The organism is Pseudoalteromonas sp. NZS100 (assembly GCF_015864815.1).
Lineage (GTDB): Bacteria > Pseudomonadota > Gammaproteobacteria > Enterobacterales > Alteromonadaceae > Pseudoalteromonas > Pseudoalteromonas distincta.
The window spans coordinates 61,290-74,807 of the sequence record NZ_JADYWM010000013.1 but is presented as its reverse complement, the minus strand read 5'-3'; the positions used below and the strand labels follow the sequence as shown (position 1 = coordinate 74,807).

Sequence of the window (13,518 nt, the reverse complement as noted above, 5' to 3'; positions counted from 1 at the left end):
TAATCCCTAGTGTACTGTGTCTATTTTTGTGTAATCAATTGCGTTTGCTTTTGGTGAGCTATCTATATTCGTTACTGTTTTAAATTTACTGTAACCAATAAAAGCTGCACAGATAAAGAACAAGCCAATAACTAATGCGCCTACCCACTGAATTTGTAAAAATTCTAATTTAAACAATAGTGTAAGTAATGATAGAGCAACAACATTTCCGATTATGTATTTCATTTTGCCAAAACGCTTTACGGTAAAGTTTAGGTTATCTGTATATAAACGCACTAACGAATCAAGTGAGTTAATTACAAATACAATACCTACAAATACCATAGCGAAGTTTTTAATACCTTGAGTTGGGATGCCCGCTTCATGGTAGTGATAAAGTACGCTAAACCAAATCGCAATAGGAATAGAAGGGAAAATCAACATTGCAGCTAATACTTGGTATGTTTTAAGTCCACCAACAAAGCGTGATGTAAATTGACCAATCATTATGCTCCACGCAAACCACCAGAATAAGTAAAACTCATGGTAATCATTAAGCGGTAAAACAAATTCATTAATGTTTGCAAAGTAAGTACCAATAGAACCTAAGTTATCTGTAAATGCTGACATTTGACTATCACCAATCACAAATGCGCCAGCCCACATAAAGGCGATTAAGGCTAAGAATAACCACGTAGTAGAGATACTTAAAATACGTACATATTTAATGTCAGTACTTGAGTACACAGCAAAACAAATAGCCGCGAATACAATTAAATAAAACTCAGAAACTATACTTGTTCCATCGCCTAATTCGGGTAAATACCATGGTAGGTTTGTAAGCAGTAAATAAGCGGTAAATGCACATGTACCAATAATTACAACGTTATTGATAAATTTAACCCAAGGAATTTCGAAAAATTTCACTTTAGGTTCTATTACACAGAAATAAAAGCACGTAAGAAAGTAAAATCCCCAGATCAAAAATCCCCAGTAGCCAAACTCAATAGCCAGTGGATTTGCAAACGCGTATTCTGGGCTTGCTTTTATGTCTGCATAACCTGCAAACTCAGTTAAAGGAAACATAATAAGGCCAACATCAAGGCCAGAAGTAAATAGTATTGCTATAAACGTAAAGGTTCGAACTGGTGTTACACCTACTACGCGAACATTACCCCATTTAATTAAAATAGTGATAATAGCAAGTAAGGTAAAAATGATGCCTGCATTAAGCCAAATAGTCATTGTTACCCTCCAATAATGAATAAAAATAATTCATAAGCACTCCGTATTTTATTGTTTTATTCTCGCATTAACACAACGTAACCTATTTACATCGTGTGCCACTGCAAGGCACGCAATGGTTTAGCCCGACGAGGCTAAACCTGAGCATGTGGCTAAAGTTAGATCTCCGAACTACGTTGTGTTTCTCGCCAATTTGTTGTTATGGCAACATTCACATCCGATTTCTGTAATGGTTCTTTACCTAAAATTATGTCAGCTGCTTTTTCAGCAACCATAATAGTAGGCGCATTCAAGTTTCCGTTAGGAACTGTTGGGAATATAGATGAGTCAACAACACGTAGTCCTTCAATACCATGTACTTGCGTATTTGAATTAACAACGGCCATATCATCTTCACCCATTTTGCATGAGCAAGAAGGGTGGTAGGCACTTTCTACGGCTTGGCGTACAAAGGCATCTATTTCTTCATCTGTTTGAATATGTTTACCTGGTTGAATTTCTTCATCGCGGTATTCATCAAAGGCACTTTGTTCGATTATGTCGCGTGTTAAGCGAACGCACGCTCTAAAGCCTTCAATATCGTCTTGGTGTTCAAGGTAATTAAATAAAATGGTTGGTGGTTGCTCAGGGTTCGCAGAAGCAATAGTGACACTACCACGACTTTTTGGTTTGTTATGACCAACATGTACCTGAAAACCATGACCTGCAAATGCACTTCTACCATCGTAACGCATAGCCGCTGGTAAAAAGTGATATTGAATATCTGGCCATTCAACACCTGGTTTTGAGCGAATAAACGCACACGATTCAAAATGATTGGTTGCACCTAAACCCGAACGCGTTAATAACCAGCGCGCACCAATCAACCCTTTTGAAACAATGCCTAGTTTGCCGTTAAGCGTGATAGGTTGCTTACACTTGTATTGAAAATAAAACTCAAGATGATCTTGTAAGTTTTGACCTACACCTGGTAGATGATGCTGTACTTCAACGCCTGCTTTTTCAAGCGCTTGAGTATCACCAATACCAGAGAGTTGTAAAATATGTGGAGAGCCGATTGGGCCTGCACTTAATATTACGTCTTTTGCAGCATGTGCAGTTTTAACGTCGCCATTTACTTTGTATTCAATGCCTGTGGCTTTTTTACCATCTAAAATCACGCGCTGTGCGAGTGCGCCTGTAATAATTGTTAAATTACTACGCGATTTAACAGGGTCTAAATACTCACGCGAAGCAGAGCTGCGCACGCCGTCTTTTACGGTCATGTGCATTGGGCCAAAACCCTCTTGCTGCGATGCATTATAATCATCTGTAGAAGCGTAACCGGCTTGTACACCTGCTTTGATAAAGGTGCGGTAAAGCGGGTTTTTCATTTCGTTGCCGTTATTAACGCCAAGCGGGCCTTTGCCACCACGGTAAGTATTTTCACCAAGATAAAAGCTTTCTGCTTTTTGAAAATACGGTAAACACGATTGGTAGTCCCAGCCGTTTGCACCGTGTTGCTGCCATTCGTCAAAATCTTTTGCATGGCCACGTACGTATACCATGCCGTTGATAGATGACGAGCCGCCTAATACTTTGCCTCGAGGACAATGCATTTCACGGTTATCTAAATGAGGCTCAGGCTGCGTGTGAAACTGCCATGCGTATTTGTCACTATTCATAGGAATAGATAACGCGGTTGGCATTTTTATAAAAATACTTTTATCGCTACCGCCAGTTTCTAGTAGTAACACGCGGTTACTTGAATCTTCAGATAAACGGTTAGCTAAAACACAACCCGCCGAACCCGCGCCAACAATAATATAGTCGTAATGATTACTCATAGTAGGGCGCCTTAAAATGGGCTTTCTATGTCGGCCATACCAACATAAATAGACTTAGTTTGCGTGTATTGATCAAGAGTTTGTATACCATTTTCACGGCCAATGCCCGATTGCTTATAACCGCCAACTGGCATTTCAGCAGGTGAGTTACCGTATGCATTAATCCAACAAATACCAGCTTGTAACTTATGAATAACGCGGTGCGCACGTTTAATATCGCTAGTAAATACGCCTGCGGCCAAGCCTAGGTGGGTTGCGTTAGCGCGTGCAATAACATCGTCTTCGTCGTCAAAAACAAGTACGCTCATTACAGGGCCAAATATTTCTTCTTTAACGATAGTCATATCGTCATTACAATCAATAAACACAGTCGGTGCTACAAAATAGCCATTAGGTGCAGATTCAGGTGAAAGCGTTGTACCACCAGTTAATAGCGTTGCACCTTCTTCGATGCCTTTATTAACGTAGCTCATCACTAGTTCTTGGTGCTTTTTAGAGATAAGTGCGCCAAAATTTGTATTTAAATCTTGTGGGTCGCCAGCAATAATGTTTTTCTCAGTGCGCGCTTTAAGCTCATCAATAAACTGCTGATATACATTTTTATGAACGTAAATACGTGTACAGTTAGTGCAAATTTCGCCTTGCGTATAAAAGTTACCTAACATAGCAGCGCTAACCGCTTGCTCTATGTTGGCATCATCAAATACTAATAGTGGAGATTTACCACCAAGTTCCATCGTGACATCTTTTAACGTACCGGCAGCACTCGCGACTACTTTTTTACCTGTGCCTACTTCACCCGTAAACGATACTTTATCAATATCGCTATGCTGCGTTAGCCACTGGCCTACATCGCCTGCGCCTTGAACAACATTAAACACACCTGCAGGTACACCAGCTTCAACAAATACCTCTGCAAGTTTAATAGCGCCAAGTGGTGTTTCTTCAGATGGTTTAAATATAAATGCATTACCAGCAGCAAGGGCAGGGCCCGACTTCCAACATGCAATTTGTAGTGGGTAGTTCCATGCACCTATACCCGCACAGATACCTAATGGCTCTTTACGTGTGTAGTAAAAGTCATCACCAACCATTTGTTGTTGGCCTACTTGTGCTGGTGCAAGGCCTGCAAAGTATTCAATTACATCAGCGCCGGTTTCAATATCAACACAATTAGCTTCTTGCATTGGTTTGCCGGTGTCGAGTACTTCTACAAGTGCTAGCTCATCATTGCGCTCGCGTAAAATAGCCACTGCTTTTAATAAAATACGACTACGTTCAATAGGTGTCATTGCTGACCACTGTGCAAAACCTTGCTTTGCACTGGCAATGGCTGCGTTTTGAATAAATTCGTCGGCAATTTCTACTGCGTAAATAACCTCACCCGTTGCTGGGTTTGTTACATCAAATGTTTTGCCGCTCTGGTTTGCAAGAAAATGGCCGTTAATAAAATTTTGATAGACAGGTGTAGTCACGCTAGGCTCCATATTGCTTGATAAGTGAAAGTACATAGCTTTTTGCTAACTTTTCACTGTGTTTAAACTGATTATTGTCTGATTTACTCAGTACTGCTCTTAACCATAGGCCATCGATCATTGCGGCGCTAAGTTCTGCAGCTTGATTTGCTTGCTCAATAGGCATTAATTGCTTAAAAGAAAATGCTAAATTACTTTGCAAGCGTTTACTGTTTACGTTTTGTAGTCTGTGTAATTCATCATCATGCATCGATTGCGCCCAAAAACTTAACCACGTTCGGGTTGTATCATTACGCTGTTGTACAAGCGCAAAGTTGGCTTCGATAATAAACATTAAACGCTCAATGGCAGTGGTTTGATGATTTACTTTACTTATTAAGCCTTGCTTTAAGCTTGTTAGTAAGTATCTAACCGTGGCTTCAATTAACCCCTGCTTACCATTAAAATAATGGCTAATGATACCTGACGATAAACCTGCATTTTTACTAATGCTGTTTATTGTTGTGCCTTGTAGTCCCTTAGTAGCAACTGACTCTATAGTTGCGTCAATTAGCTGCTGACGTCTGACAGGTTCCATTCCGACTTTAGGCATAATTTTTATTAATTGAACGTTCAATAAACATAAGCTTAAGGTAATAGCTCTAACAATTCAAGGCTGAAGTAAATACCTAGATGCCAAAATGTAGATTAATCATTAATAAAAGTGCAATTAATAAGACAAAGAAGATGAGGTTTTTATTTGTTTAATTTCATTTAAAACAGTGGTTTGTGAATTTGATTTTTAAATTTAATAATAGTAATGATTTGTTTACAGCAATAAATGAATAAAATGTCAAAAAACCATTAGAACAATAATAGTTAGAGTACGAATAGTATTATTTTGATACAAAAGAGCACTAAACCTGCAATTGCTTAGCGCTCTAATAAATTTATATGGAGAGTAAACTTTGTGGTTTTATCGTTTTAAAGCGCTTGGTATTGAAAGGTCAGGCATTATTAATAACGCCTTTAAAAAGTAGGGGGTAACGTCTTAGTCTATTGCCAATGTAGTCATCAGCTAAAATTTGCTGGCAAATGAAATCAATATCTTTGCTTGCTTCAAATACCCAATCAAAGCGCTCTATAGCCAGTAAAAAACCACGCTTTAAATGAGTTTGAGAACGGTACTGTTCTAGGTTGTCTTGAATAATAGAGACTTTACTTGGATTAGCTTTAAGCTCTTCTACTACTTGATTAATAAAAGTAGTATTGAGCTTACTGGTCGGGCGGTGTCTTAGTTTTCGTGGGTGCATTAGCTCTCGTTTGCAATGTTATATAATTTTTTCAAAAAGTCGTCTTTATGCTTTTCATGTTCGTAGTCAAGGTGGTAAGTATTATGAAAACCAAAGCGCAGTTCTACGCCGCTACCTTGTAGATATACGGTGTAACCGTCTACGTCTGAATAAGCAGTAACTCCCTGATAATGTTTGCCTTCATCAGTCATTTCACCTTTTTGAATTATGCGTTCATATACGGCTAAAATCTGTTTATTGTCGAGTTCGTTTTTCATGTTTTATACCTTTTATTAAAAAGCTAATACGATATAGATATGAGGGTCGATCATCTTAAAAACAATAGCTAAAAAAATGTGATATTGCTTTGTAATTTGGCCTTTTTAAATTATGCTCAAAATTCATTTATTGTTGAGCTTACACCATGATAGACAAGGCGTTACTACTAAAAACTCGTGAGTTATCGGATCAATTAATTGCATTGCAAACGCCTATTAGGATACTCGATGCTATTAATTGGGATAAACAAACTAAAGAGGAGTTTTTTAGACAAAAATGTCAAAAAAATCCACTGATCGATCGTGCATACTATCAACAGCGCGATCTTGGTTTTGTACCTAGCGAGTTACGCCAAGCGTTTTCTACTTTGCACCGTAACATTATTAACCAATTGGGGCAGTTAAATCCCATAGCTCAATACATGGGAAAAATGTGCACAGAGTATAAAACAGTATTAAGTATGCTTGAGTATCGTGGCACACCAGAGTTTCATGACTTATCGGTGGAGTTATTTGGTCACCCTAAAGATTTATTTCATGCTGGTGAGCCCTCACTTTCTGAGCTAGCTAATATGCTAGATAAACCGCTGCAAAATTTACTTATAGCCGACATACTGCCTGACGACCCTAAAAATATTGATGCTGTTGATGCAGTGCGTATTTTGTCTGAGCAAGTAACCGCTAGTATGGCAGGCATAAACGTAGAGGTAATGCTTAGCGATGGTATTGTTAGTGATGCAGCCGCAGGTGCTAATAATATAAAGCTTAATCAAGATGTTAAGTTTTCGCAGCGTGAACTTGATATTTTAGAAGTTCACGAAGGGTGGATACACGTAGGTACCACTCAAAATGGTTTAGCTCAGCCTTATTTAACGTGTTTGAGTAAAGGTACGCCAAGCTCCACTATTACCCAAGAAGGTTTAGCGGTACTAACCGAAATTATTACTTTAAAATCGACTCCAAGGCGTTTATCTAAATTAGTGAATCGTATTCAAGCCGTTACAAAGGTAATAGATGGCGCTGAGTTTGTAGATATTTACCGTGATTACGTAGCGCAAGGTTTATCAAAAGATGACAGCTACACACTTGCGCAGCGTGTATTTAGAGGCAGTACGCCAACAGGCTTGCCTTTTACAAAAGATATTGCCTACATTAAAGGCTTTGTACTGGTTTATAACTTAATACGCGTTGCAATACAGCTTGGACGAATCGATAGACTCCCTTTATTACTGGTAGGTAAAATATCGATAGATGATTTTAGATTAATATCGCAGCTTCATGATTTAGGCGTAATAGAGAGCCCACAATTTGTGCCACCACACTTTAAAGACTTACGCGGTTTGGCAACTTGGTTGAGCTTTGGCCGTTTTATTGGCGACTTGTCGTTTGAAAAGTTAGAAAACGATTATAAACCGCTATTTTTATAATTCATCAATATAACTTATCGACACATCGACATAAAAAAAGCCCATAACGGGCTTTTTAAAATAAGGTACTTTAGGTTTTGCTATCGAGCGTTGGTGCTTTCAAATATTTTGTCAGCTGAGGCTGCAACAAAACCAGTATAAAGCTCGCCGTCTGCTTTAGGGTAACGAATAGCAAACTCATAAAAGCAGCTAGGAATGCTCATATCACCGTCACTAAAGGTAACTGAGTATTCATCAGCAAGTGTTGACGATTGCTCTAGTAACACCTCTGGTGAGCCTTTAACTTCGCCGCCTGACGTATTAAGCGAAAAACCTGCATCTTTTAGAGCTTGGTTAACATCATAAATGTTATCAAACTTAGCAAGCGTATTAATATTTACGGTAAAGTGATTGGCACGGTAACCCCACGCCGACATCCACGCTGCATATTCGCTTTCAGCTAGCAGTTGTTTGTAAGTATCGGTGCTTACTTGCCAATGCGTGCCTGAATATAAAAAGTTGTCTGCTGTAACTGCACTTTCGTCAATTTGACTTACCATATCTGTCACGATGGCTTGTAACTCTGGCGAGCATTTTTCTACTAATAGTTCAGAGATAAATACTTTTGGCTGATTAGGATCGCTATGCTCGTAGTGCTTTGCGTAAAGTTTTTTAGCTTCAAAGTGGTACTCACCACATTCTTTGTAACCAATTGCTAGAAAGTGAGCGGCGAGCTTTTCAAGACCCACTTTTTCAATATTAAATGTACGCAGCGCAATATGATCGTTAATGATGTCATCTTTTTGCGTTGAACCTAAAAGGTCATGAATTTTGTCTGCCGATGGAGTTACGTTTAAATAGTTTTCCCAAAGGTTCTCAAATAATGTGTTTACATCAGTATGCATGTTAAGTCCTTAAATCTAAAATTTGGTTTTATTGCTTATTCAATTACTAAGCCCGGCGCTAGGGTTTGCGGTAAGCTCACTTTGTCTGACTCCACAGATGCTACCGGGTATGCGCAATAATCGGCGGCATAGTATGCACTTGCTCTGTGATTACCACTGGCGCCAATACCGCCAAATGGAGCTGCACTAGAGGCACCCGTAATAGGGCGGTTCCAGTTAACAATACCGGCACGAATGCGCTTTAAAAAGTGAGTGTAGTCATCTTCACTGTCGCTAAGTAAACCTGCAGATAAACCAAAGCTTGTGTTGTTAGCTTCAATAATTGCGCTGTCAAAGTCGGTATAACGATACACTTTAATTAGCGGTCCAAAATGCTCTTCATCTGGCATGTCGGTAATGCTTGTTACATCAATAATGCCAGGGCTTACAAAACCTGTGCCTGGTTTTAATTGCTTAAGTTCAACAAGGATTTGTGCACCTTTTGAGACTAATTCACTTTGCGCGGCAACCATACCCAGTGCTGCTTTTTCGCTTATCATTGCACCCATAAAAGGCTGCTCTGTAGCAAAGCTGTCGTCTACAACTATGTTTTTAGTTGCGCTTATTAGCTTTTCTAAAATAGCATCGCCATTGAGCGACTTTTCAATAAATAAGCGACGTGCACACGTACAACGTTGACCTGAGGTAATAAAGCCTGATTGAATAATATCGTGTACAGCGGCGCTTATATCGCTCACATCTTTTACAATAAGAGGATTATTGCCGCCCATTTCAAGTGCTAAAATTTTGCCAGGGTGTCCTGCAAACTGTTTATGTAATAAGTGGCCTGTGTTTGAGCTACCGGTAAAAAACAAGCCATCTATATCTTTATGAGATGCAAGTGCTTTACCTGTTTCAATTTCACCTTGCACAAGGTTAATAACACCCGCTGGCAAACCTGCTTTTAACCAAAGTGAGAGGGTAAATTCTGCAACGTGCGGAGTCAATTCTGATGGCTTAAATACAACAGTATTACCGGCTAAAATTGCAGGAACAATATGCCCGTTTGGCAAATGCCCCGGAAAGTTATATGGGCCAAAAATAGCCACAACGCCATGCGGTTTGTGTCTAATAAACGCTTTGGCACCGGGCATTGGGTTTTCGGTTGTACCTGTACGCTCATGGTACGCTTTTACAGATATAGCTACTTTACCTGTCATTGCGCCCACTTCGGTGCGGGTTTCCCATAATGGCTTACCCGTTTCGCGTGCAATAATAGTAGCAAATTCTTCGCTGTGTTCTTTTAATTGTGCTGCGAAGTTTTCTAAAATGGCGATACGCTCTTTAAGTGGTTTGTCTGCCCATTGTAATTGCGCGGCTCTAGCTGCTTTTATAGCTGAATTTACTTGATCAGTGTTTGCGCCATTACCTTGCCATACCACATCGCCATTACTTGGATTGATTGACTCAAATGCTGGACCAAGTCCCACATGCCACTGATTATTAATTAGGTGTGTATTCATAAATTATTTACAGGCGGAAAAATCGCGCTGCATCTCCTTGGCTTAAATTAAGCGCCTTAGCCACATCTTGGCTAATGACGAGGGTATGTTTTGCATGATTGTAGTGTGCGTCTTTGGTAAATGTCGCTCTAAAGCCACTTACGCCTTGGTTACATACAGCCAGCGTATCAGAGCTATTTTGTGATATGTGATCAAGCTCGCCAATCGTAACAGGGCAAACTTGAGAGTCGCGAATGCTGCGAATATTACCAAGCTTTGCTTCAACCGTTGGGCCTGCATCAAATAAGTCAACGTAGCCTCTGTGCTCAAAACCTTCTTTTTCTAATAATTTTAGCGCAGGTTTCGTTTTTTCATGCACATGCCCAATCACTGCTTGGGCTTTTTTACTAAGCAAGTTCACATAAATAGGGTATTTAGGCATTAACTCGCTAATAAACACCTTATCGCCTAAGCCAACTAAGTGATCCGCTTGTGGAAATTCGATACTAAAAAAGTGCTCTTGTAGCCATTGCCAAAAAGGAGAATGACCGTCTTCGTCGCTAACACCGCGCATTTCTGCGATAACAGTATCGGCAAAACGCTCGCTGTGCTGAGCCATAAACAAAAAGCGTGAACGAGATAAAAATCGACCCGTTAGGCCTTTACGGCTATTTTCGCGCAAAAATAATGTACATATTTCTGAGCAACCAGTGTAGTCGTTACACATGCTTAAAATATCAACGGTGTTATATACATTTAAAGTAGGCGAGTGGTGTACTGTTTTACCCAAATGATAATGATATAAAGGCACCGATAAACCTACTGCGGCTTCTATAGCGGTTGTGCCAATAACGTCACCTGTTTCACTGTCTTCTAAAACAAATAAATAGCTTTCATCAAGTGGCTGGTTAATGTTTTTTGCAAAGCTTTTTTCAGCACGTTCAATTTTTTCTTTAAGCTGTGTATCGTCCACAGGTAAAGAGGTAAACCCATGACCGGATTCAATCGCTATTTGTTTAAGCGCGTCAAAATCATTGGCAGTAATAGGACGTAATACTTGCATTTATTGCTTGCTCCAATAGCACGCCTGTAGGCGTGCTAATTTAAACTATATTAACCGTTTACTACATCGCTAACGGCTTTTTCAAAGCGCGCTAAGCCTTCTTTAATATCTTCAAACGGGATAACTAAAGACGGTGTAAAACGAATTACATTCATGCCCGCTACAAGGTTCATTAAACCATTATTAGCACTTGCTACTAAAAAGTCGCGTGCACGTCCTTCAAATTTGTCATTTAGTACTGCGCCAATTAATAAGCCTTTACCACGTACTTCGCTAAATACGTTGTATTTTTCGTTAATTGCGTTTAATCCGTCACGGAATAATTGCTCGCGCTCTTTAACACCGTTTAGTACGTCTGGTGTATTTACTGTATCAAATGCCGCTTCGGCCACAGCACAAGCAAGTGCGTTTCCGCCATAAGTAGAACCGTGAGTACCAATTTTTAAATGCTCAGCAATAGGTGTACGAGTGATCATAGCGCCAATAGGAAAACCACCACCCAATGCTTTTGCCGTTGTTAAAATGTCAGGAACAACCCCTAAACCTTCATAAGCGTATAAATCGCCTGTGCGACCAACACCCGTTTGTACTTCATCAAAAATAAGTAACGCATTATGTTTAGTACAAAGTTCACGTACTTTTTTAGCAAATTCATCTGTTGGTGAAATAATACCGCCTTCACCTTGTAATGGTTCCATCATAACAGCACATGTTTTATCGCTGATCAGCGCTTCAAATGCCGCTATATCGTTAAAATCACAATGTACTATGTCAGCTGGTTTTGGACCAAAGCCATCTGAATAAGCCGCTTGCCCGCCCACAGTTACTGTAAAGAATGTACGACCATGGAAACCTTTATTAAATGCAATAATTTGCGTTTTTTCAGCGCCATATACGTCCAATGCATAACGACGAGCTAATTTAAGCGCGGCTTCGTTTGCTTCTGCGCCTGAGTTTGCAAAGTAAACTTTATCAGCAAATGTTGCTTCAACCATTTTTTGAGCTAAACGAAGTGCTGGCTCATTGGTCATAACATTTGATAAATGCCAAATTTTTTCGCCTTGCTCCTTTAATGCTTTAACTAATGCAGGATGACAGTGACCCAAACAGTTAACGGCAATACCACCGGCAAAATCAATGAACTCATTGTTATTTTGATCCCAAACGCGTGAACCTTCACCACGAACTGGAATGATTGCTGATGGATTATAGTTTGGTACCATTACGTCGTTAAATAAGTCTCTTGTTACTTGCATTTTTACACCTAAATTAAATGGGCTTAGATAAAAGATTAGTTGCTAACTCAAAGAAGAATATAGCCTTTATTCTTCAGCAAACACGTTATTATTTCTTGTAGAGGTCATTATCGAAGGTTAGCTGTTAAAATTGCAGTGCTATTTTGTGAAAAATGATTAAAATAAAAGTCAAAATAACGAAGAAAATAACCATTATGATAACTCCACAAGACGAGAAACTACTTTCTGTACTAAAAACAAACGCAAGAGCGAGTATTTCTGATCTTGCACGAATGCTTGACTTGTCTCGTTCAACAGTACAAAGCCGAATGCTCAAATTAGAAGAAACCGGTGTGATTAAAGGTTACAGCGTTGATTACGGTGACGACTACCTTAGTAAAATGGTATCAGCTCATGTGTCTATAAAAGTAAGACAAAAATTAACAACTAAAACAAACATTGAGCTTAAGCAAATTGATGCAATTTCACAGCTATATGCCATAAGTGGTGAGTTTGATTTAATTGCGGTGGTCCAAGCTCAAAATTTAGAACAGCTTAGTCATTTGTTGGACGATATAGGAAATCTTGATGGGGTGGAGCGCACAACATCTTCTGTTATTTTAGAAACTAAATTTAAGCGTTAATCTCCCTTTTACACTTAAGTCGTTAAATACTGTTTACATATTTAGAGTCACTATAAACATTTCTAAATAAATTGTTTATAGACTCTTGCTTTATTTCGCTTGAGTGATAAAATCAGGTACAGTTTTTAATTGCGTTTTTAGTAATTATATAACAAGGATTTATTTAGTACTTACATGGATGTAGAGAGTCTCACTCCCTCGTATTTATGTAAAAATTCGTACTATTCTATAAAAAATATAATATTAATTATTATTTTAAGGGAAATTATGAAAACGGTTTTTACAGTGATATTATCAATCATACTTATAGGCTATTATTTAACTGCCAAAGCTAGTCATTTTTCTTCAAAGAAGAATACAGAAGTTAATACGTATAGTGATATCTATTTTAAACTCGAAACATCCTCAGTAAATATCAATGAAATAATTGCTGGCGCTACAGATTTTGCTTTAACTATGTGCGCAGATAAAGCTTATCAGGAAGCTTTAGGTAATACTGTTGCTAGCTGCAATTCTCAATTTGAAGAATCTAAAAATGTTTGCTCAAAGCATATTATGAAAAATGCTAAGCAGCACTATACAGACAAAGCTACAGTAACACTGCTAACAGAACGGTTTATTAACTGTGTCAGCGCTGCATAGCGAGGAAAGTAGAGCTGTTACCTAATAATTACAGCAAATAATGCAATTTTAATCTGTTTGGCTACACT

The 13,518-nt window shown here is 38.9% G+C and carries 13 protein-coding genes; 3 read left to right on the top strand and 10 right to left on the bottom strand.

The genetic code is table 11. The features are described 5' to 3' along the window. Positions 1-6 precede the first annotated feature (6 nt). The 6 genes from I6E69_RS13975 to I6E69_RS13950 all read right to left on the bottom strand — a co-directional run bounded on the left by I6E69_RS13975 (position 7) and on the right by I6E69_RS13950 (position 6,074). Entirely contained in the window at positions 7-1,224 is a 1,218-nt protein-coding gene (locus I6E69_RS13975; protein ID WP_182716610.1) for a BCCT family transporter, read from the bottom strand. A 158-nt stretch (positions 1,225-1,382) separates the two neighbouring features. After that, positions 1,383-3,050, bottom strand: coding sequence for a choline dehydrogenase (gene betA, locus I6E69_RS13970; protein ID WP_197121469.1), 1,668 nt, complete (start codon positions 3,048-3,050; stop codon positions 1,383-1,385). An 11-nt stretch (positions 3,051-3,061) separates the two neighbouring features. Next, positions 3,062-4,525: a betaine-aldehyde dehydrogenase gene (gene betB / locus I6E69_RS13965; protein ID WP_002958619.1), complete on the bottom strand. Its 1,464-nt coding sequence runs from the start codon at positions 4,523-4,525 to the stop codon at positions 3,062-3,064. A gap of 1 nt (position 4,526) precedes the next feature. Further along, positions 4,527-5,102 carry a transcriptional regulator BetI gene (gene betI / locus I6E69_RS13960; RefSeq protein ID WP_197121498.1) on the bottom strand — a complete coding sequence of 192 codons (576 nt, stop codon included), beginning with the start codon at positions 5,100-5,102 and terminating at the stop codon, positions 4,527-4,529. Between the two features lie 409 nt (positions 5,103-5,511). After that, complete coding sequence (locus I6E69_RS13955) at positions 5,512-5,817, bottom strand: hypothetical protein (RefSeq protein ID WP_002958617.1); 306 nt, start codon at positions 5,815-5,817, stop codon at positions 5,512-5,514. Then, entirely contained in the window at positions 5,817-6,074 is a 258-nt protein-coding gene (locus tag I6E69_RS13950) for a DUF3081 domain-containing protein (RefSeq protein WP_008169639.1), read from the bottom strand. Before I6E69_RS13950 ends, I6E69_RS13955 begins: the two co-directional genes overlap by 1 nt. Before the next feature lie 146 nt (positions 6,075-6,220). On the opposite strand from I6E69_RS13950, the gene I6E69_RS13945 reads away from it, so the two are divergent. Next, entirely contained in the window at positions 6,221-7,501 is a 1,281-nt protein-coding gene (locus I6E69_RS13945) for a flavohemoglobin expression-modulating QEGLA motif protein (protein WP_002958615.1), read from the top strand. Positions 7,502-7,581: 80 nt separating this feature from the next. Here I6E69_RS13945 and I6E69_RS13940 read toward each other — a convergent pair whose 3' ends face one another. Genes I6E69_RS13940 through I6E69_RS13925 form a run of 4 tightly spaced genes read right to left on the bottom strand, consistent with a single transcriptional unit; the run spans position 7,582 to position 12,185 of the window. Next, positions 7,582-8,385: a DUF1338 domain-containing protein gene (locus I6E69_RS13940; RefSeq protein WP_197121468.1), complete on the bottom strand. Its 804-nt coding sequence runs from the start codon at positions 8,383-8,385 to the stop codon at positions 7,582-7,584. A gap of 35 nt (positions 8,386-8,420) precedes the next feature. Further along, a complete protein-coding gene (gene astD / locus I6E69_RS13935) occupies positions 8,421-9,887 on the bottom strand; it encodes a succinylglutamate-semialdehyde dehydrogenase (RefSeq protein WP_197121467.1) in 1,467 nt (488 codons plus the stop codon). Positions 9,888-9,894: 7 nt separating this feature from the next. Then, positions 9,895-10,929, bottom strand: a complete 1,035-nt coding sequence (gene astA, locus I6E69_RS13930; RefSeq protein ID WP_024595454.1) for an arginine N-succinyltransferase — start codon at positions 10,927-10,929, stop codon at positions 9,895-9,897. 50 nt (positions 10,930-10,979) lie between these two features. Further along, complete coding sequence (locus tag I6E69_RS13925) at positions 10,980-12,185, bottom strand: aspartate aminotransferase family protein (RefSeq protein WP_166109571.1); 1,206 nt, start codon at positions 12,183-12,185, stop codon at positions 10,980-10,982. A gap of 194 nt (positions 12,186-12,379) precedes the next feature. Between I6E69_RS13925 and I6E69_RS13920 the strand changes: the two genes are divergently transcribed. Continuing rightward, on the top strand, positions 12,380-12,808 hold the full coding sequence (locus I6E69_RS13920; protein ID WP_002958609.1) for an Lrp/AsnC family transcriptional regulator: 429 nt from the start codon (positions 12,380-12,382) through the stop codon (positions 12,806-12,808). A 267-nt stretch (positions 12,809-13,075) separates the two neighbouring features. Beyond that, positions 13,076-13,450, top strand: a complete 375-nt coding sequence (locus I6E69_RS13915; protein ID WP_033020651.1) for a hypothetical protein — start codon at positions 13,076-13,078, stop codon at positions 13,448-13,450. Positions 13,451-13,518: the final 68 nt, after the last annotated feature.

Excerpts from the sequence above, each read along its gene's own strand:
- I6E69_RS13975 (WP_182716610.1), bottom strand. The coding sequence starts at position 1,224 with ATGACTATTTGGCTTAATGCAGGCATCATTTTTACCTTACTTGCTATT.
- betA (WP_197121469.1), bottom strand. The coding sequence starts at position 3,050 with ATGAGTAATCATTACGACTATATTATTGTTGGCGCGGGTTCGGCGGGT.
- betI (WP_197121498.1), bottom strand. The coding sequence starts at position 5,102 with ATGGAACCTGTCAGACGTCAGCAGCTAATTGACGCAACTATAGAGTCA.
- I6E69_RS13955 (WP_002958617.1), bottom strand. The coding sequence starts at position 5,817 with ATGCACCCACGAAAACTAAGACACCGCCCGACCAGTAAGCTCAATACT.
- I6E69_RS13950 (WP_008169639.1), bottom strand. The coding sequence starts at position 6,074 with ATGAAAAACGAACTCGACAATAAACAGATTTTAGCCGTATATGAACGC.
- I6E69_RS13945 (WP_002958615.1), top strand. The coding sequence starts at position 6,221 with ATGATAGACAAGGCGTTACTACTAAAAACTCGTGAGTTATCGGATCAA.
- I6E69_RS13940 (WP_197121468.1), bottom strand. The coding sequence starts at position 8,385 with ATGCATACTGATGTAAACACATTATTTGAGAACCTTTGGGAAAACTAT.
- astD (WP_197121467.1), bottom strand. The coding sequence starts at position 9,887 with ATGAATACACACCTAATTAATAATCAGTGGCATGTGGGACTTGGTCCA.
- astA (WP_024595454.1), bottom strand. The coding sequence starts at position 10,929 with ATGCAAGTATTACGTCCTATTACTGCCAATGATTTTGACGCGCTTAAA.
- I6E69_RS13925 (WP_166109571.1), bottom strand. The coding sequence starts at position 12,185 with ATGCAAGTAACAAGAGACTTATTTAACGACGTAATGGTACCAAACTAT.
- I6E69_RS13920 (WP_002958609.1), top strand. The coding sequence starts at position 12,380 with ATGATAACTCCACAAGACGAGAAACTACTTTCTGTACTAAAAACAAAC.
- I6E69_RS13915 (WP_033020651.1), top strand. The coding sequence starts at position 13,076 with ATGAAAACGGTTTTTACAGTGATATTATCAATCATACTTATAGGCTAT.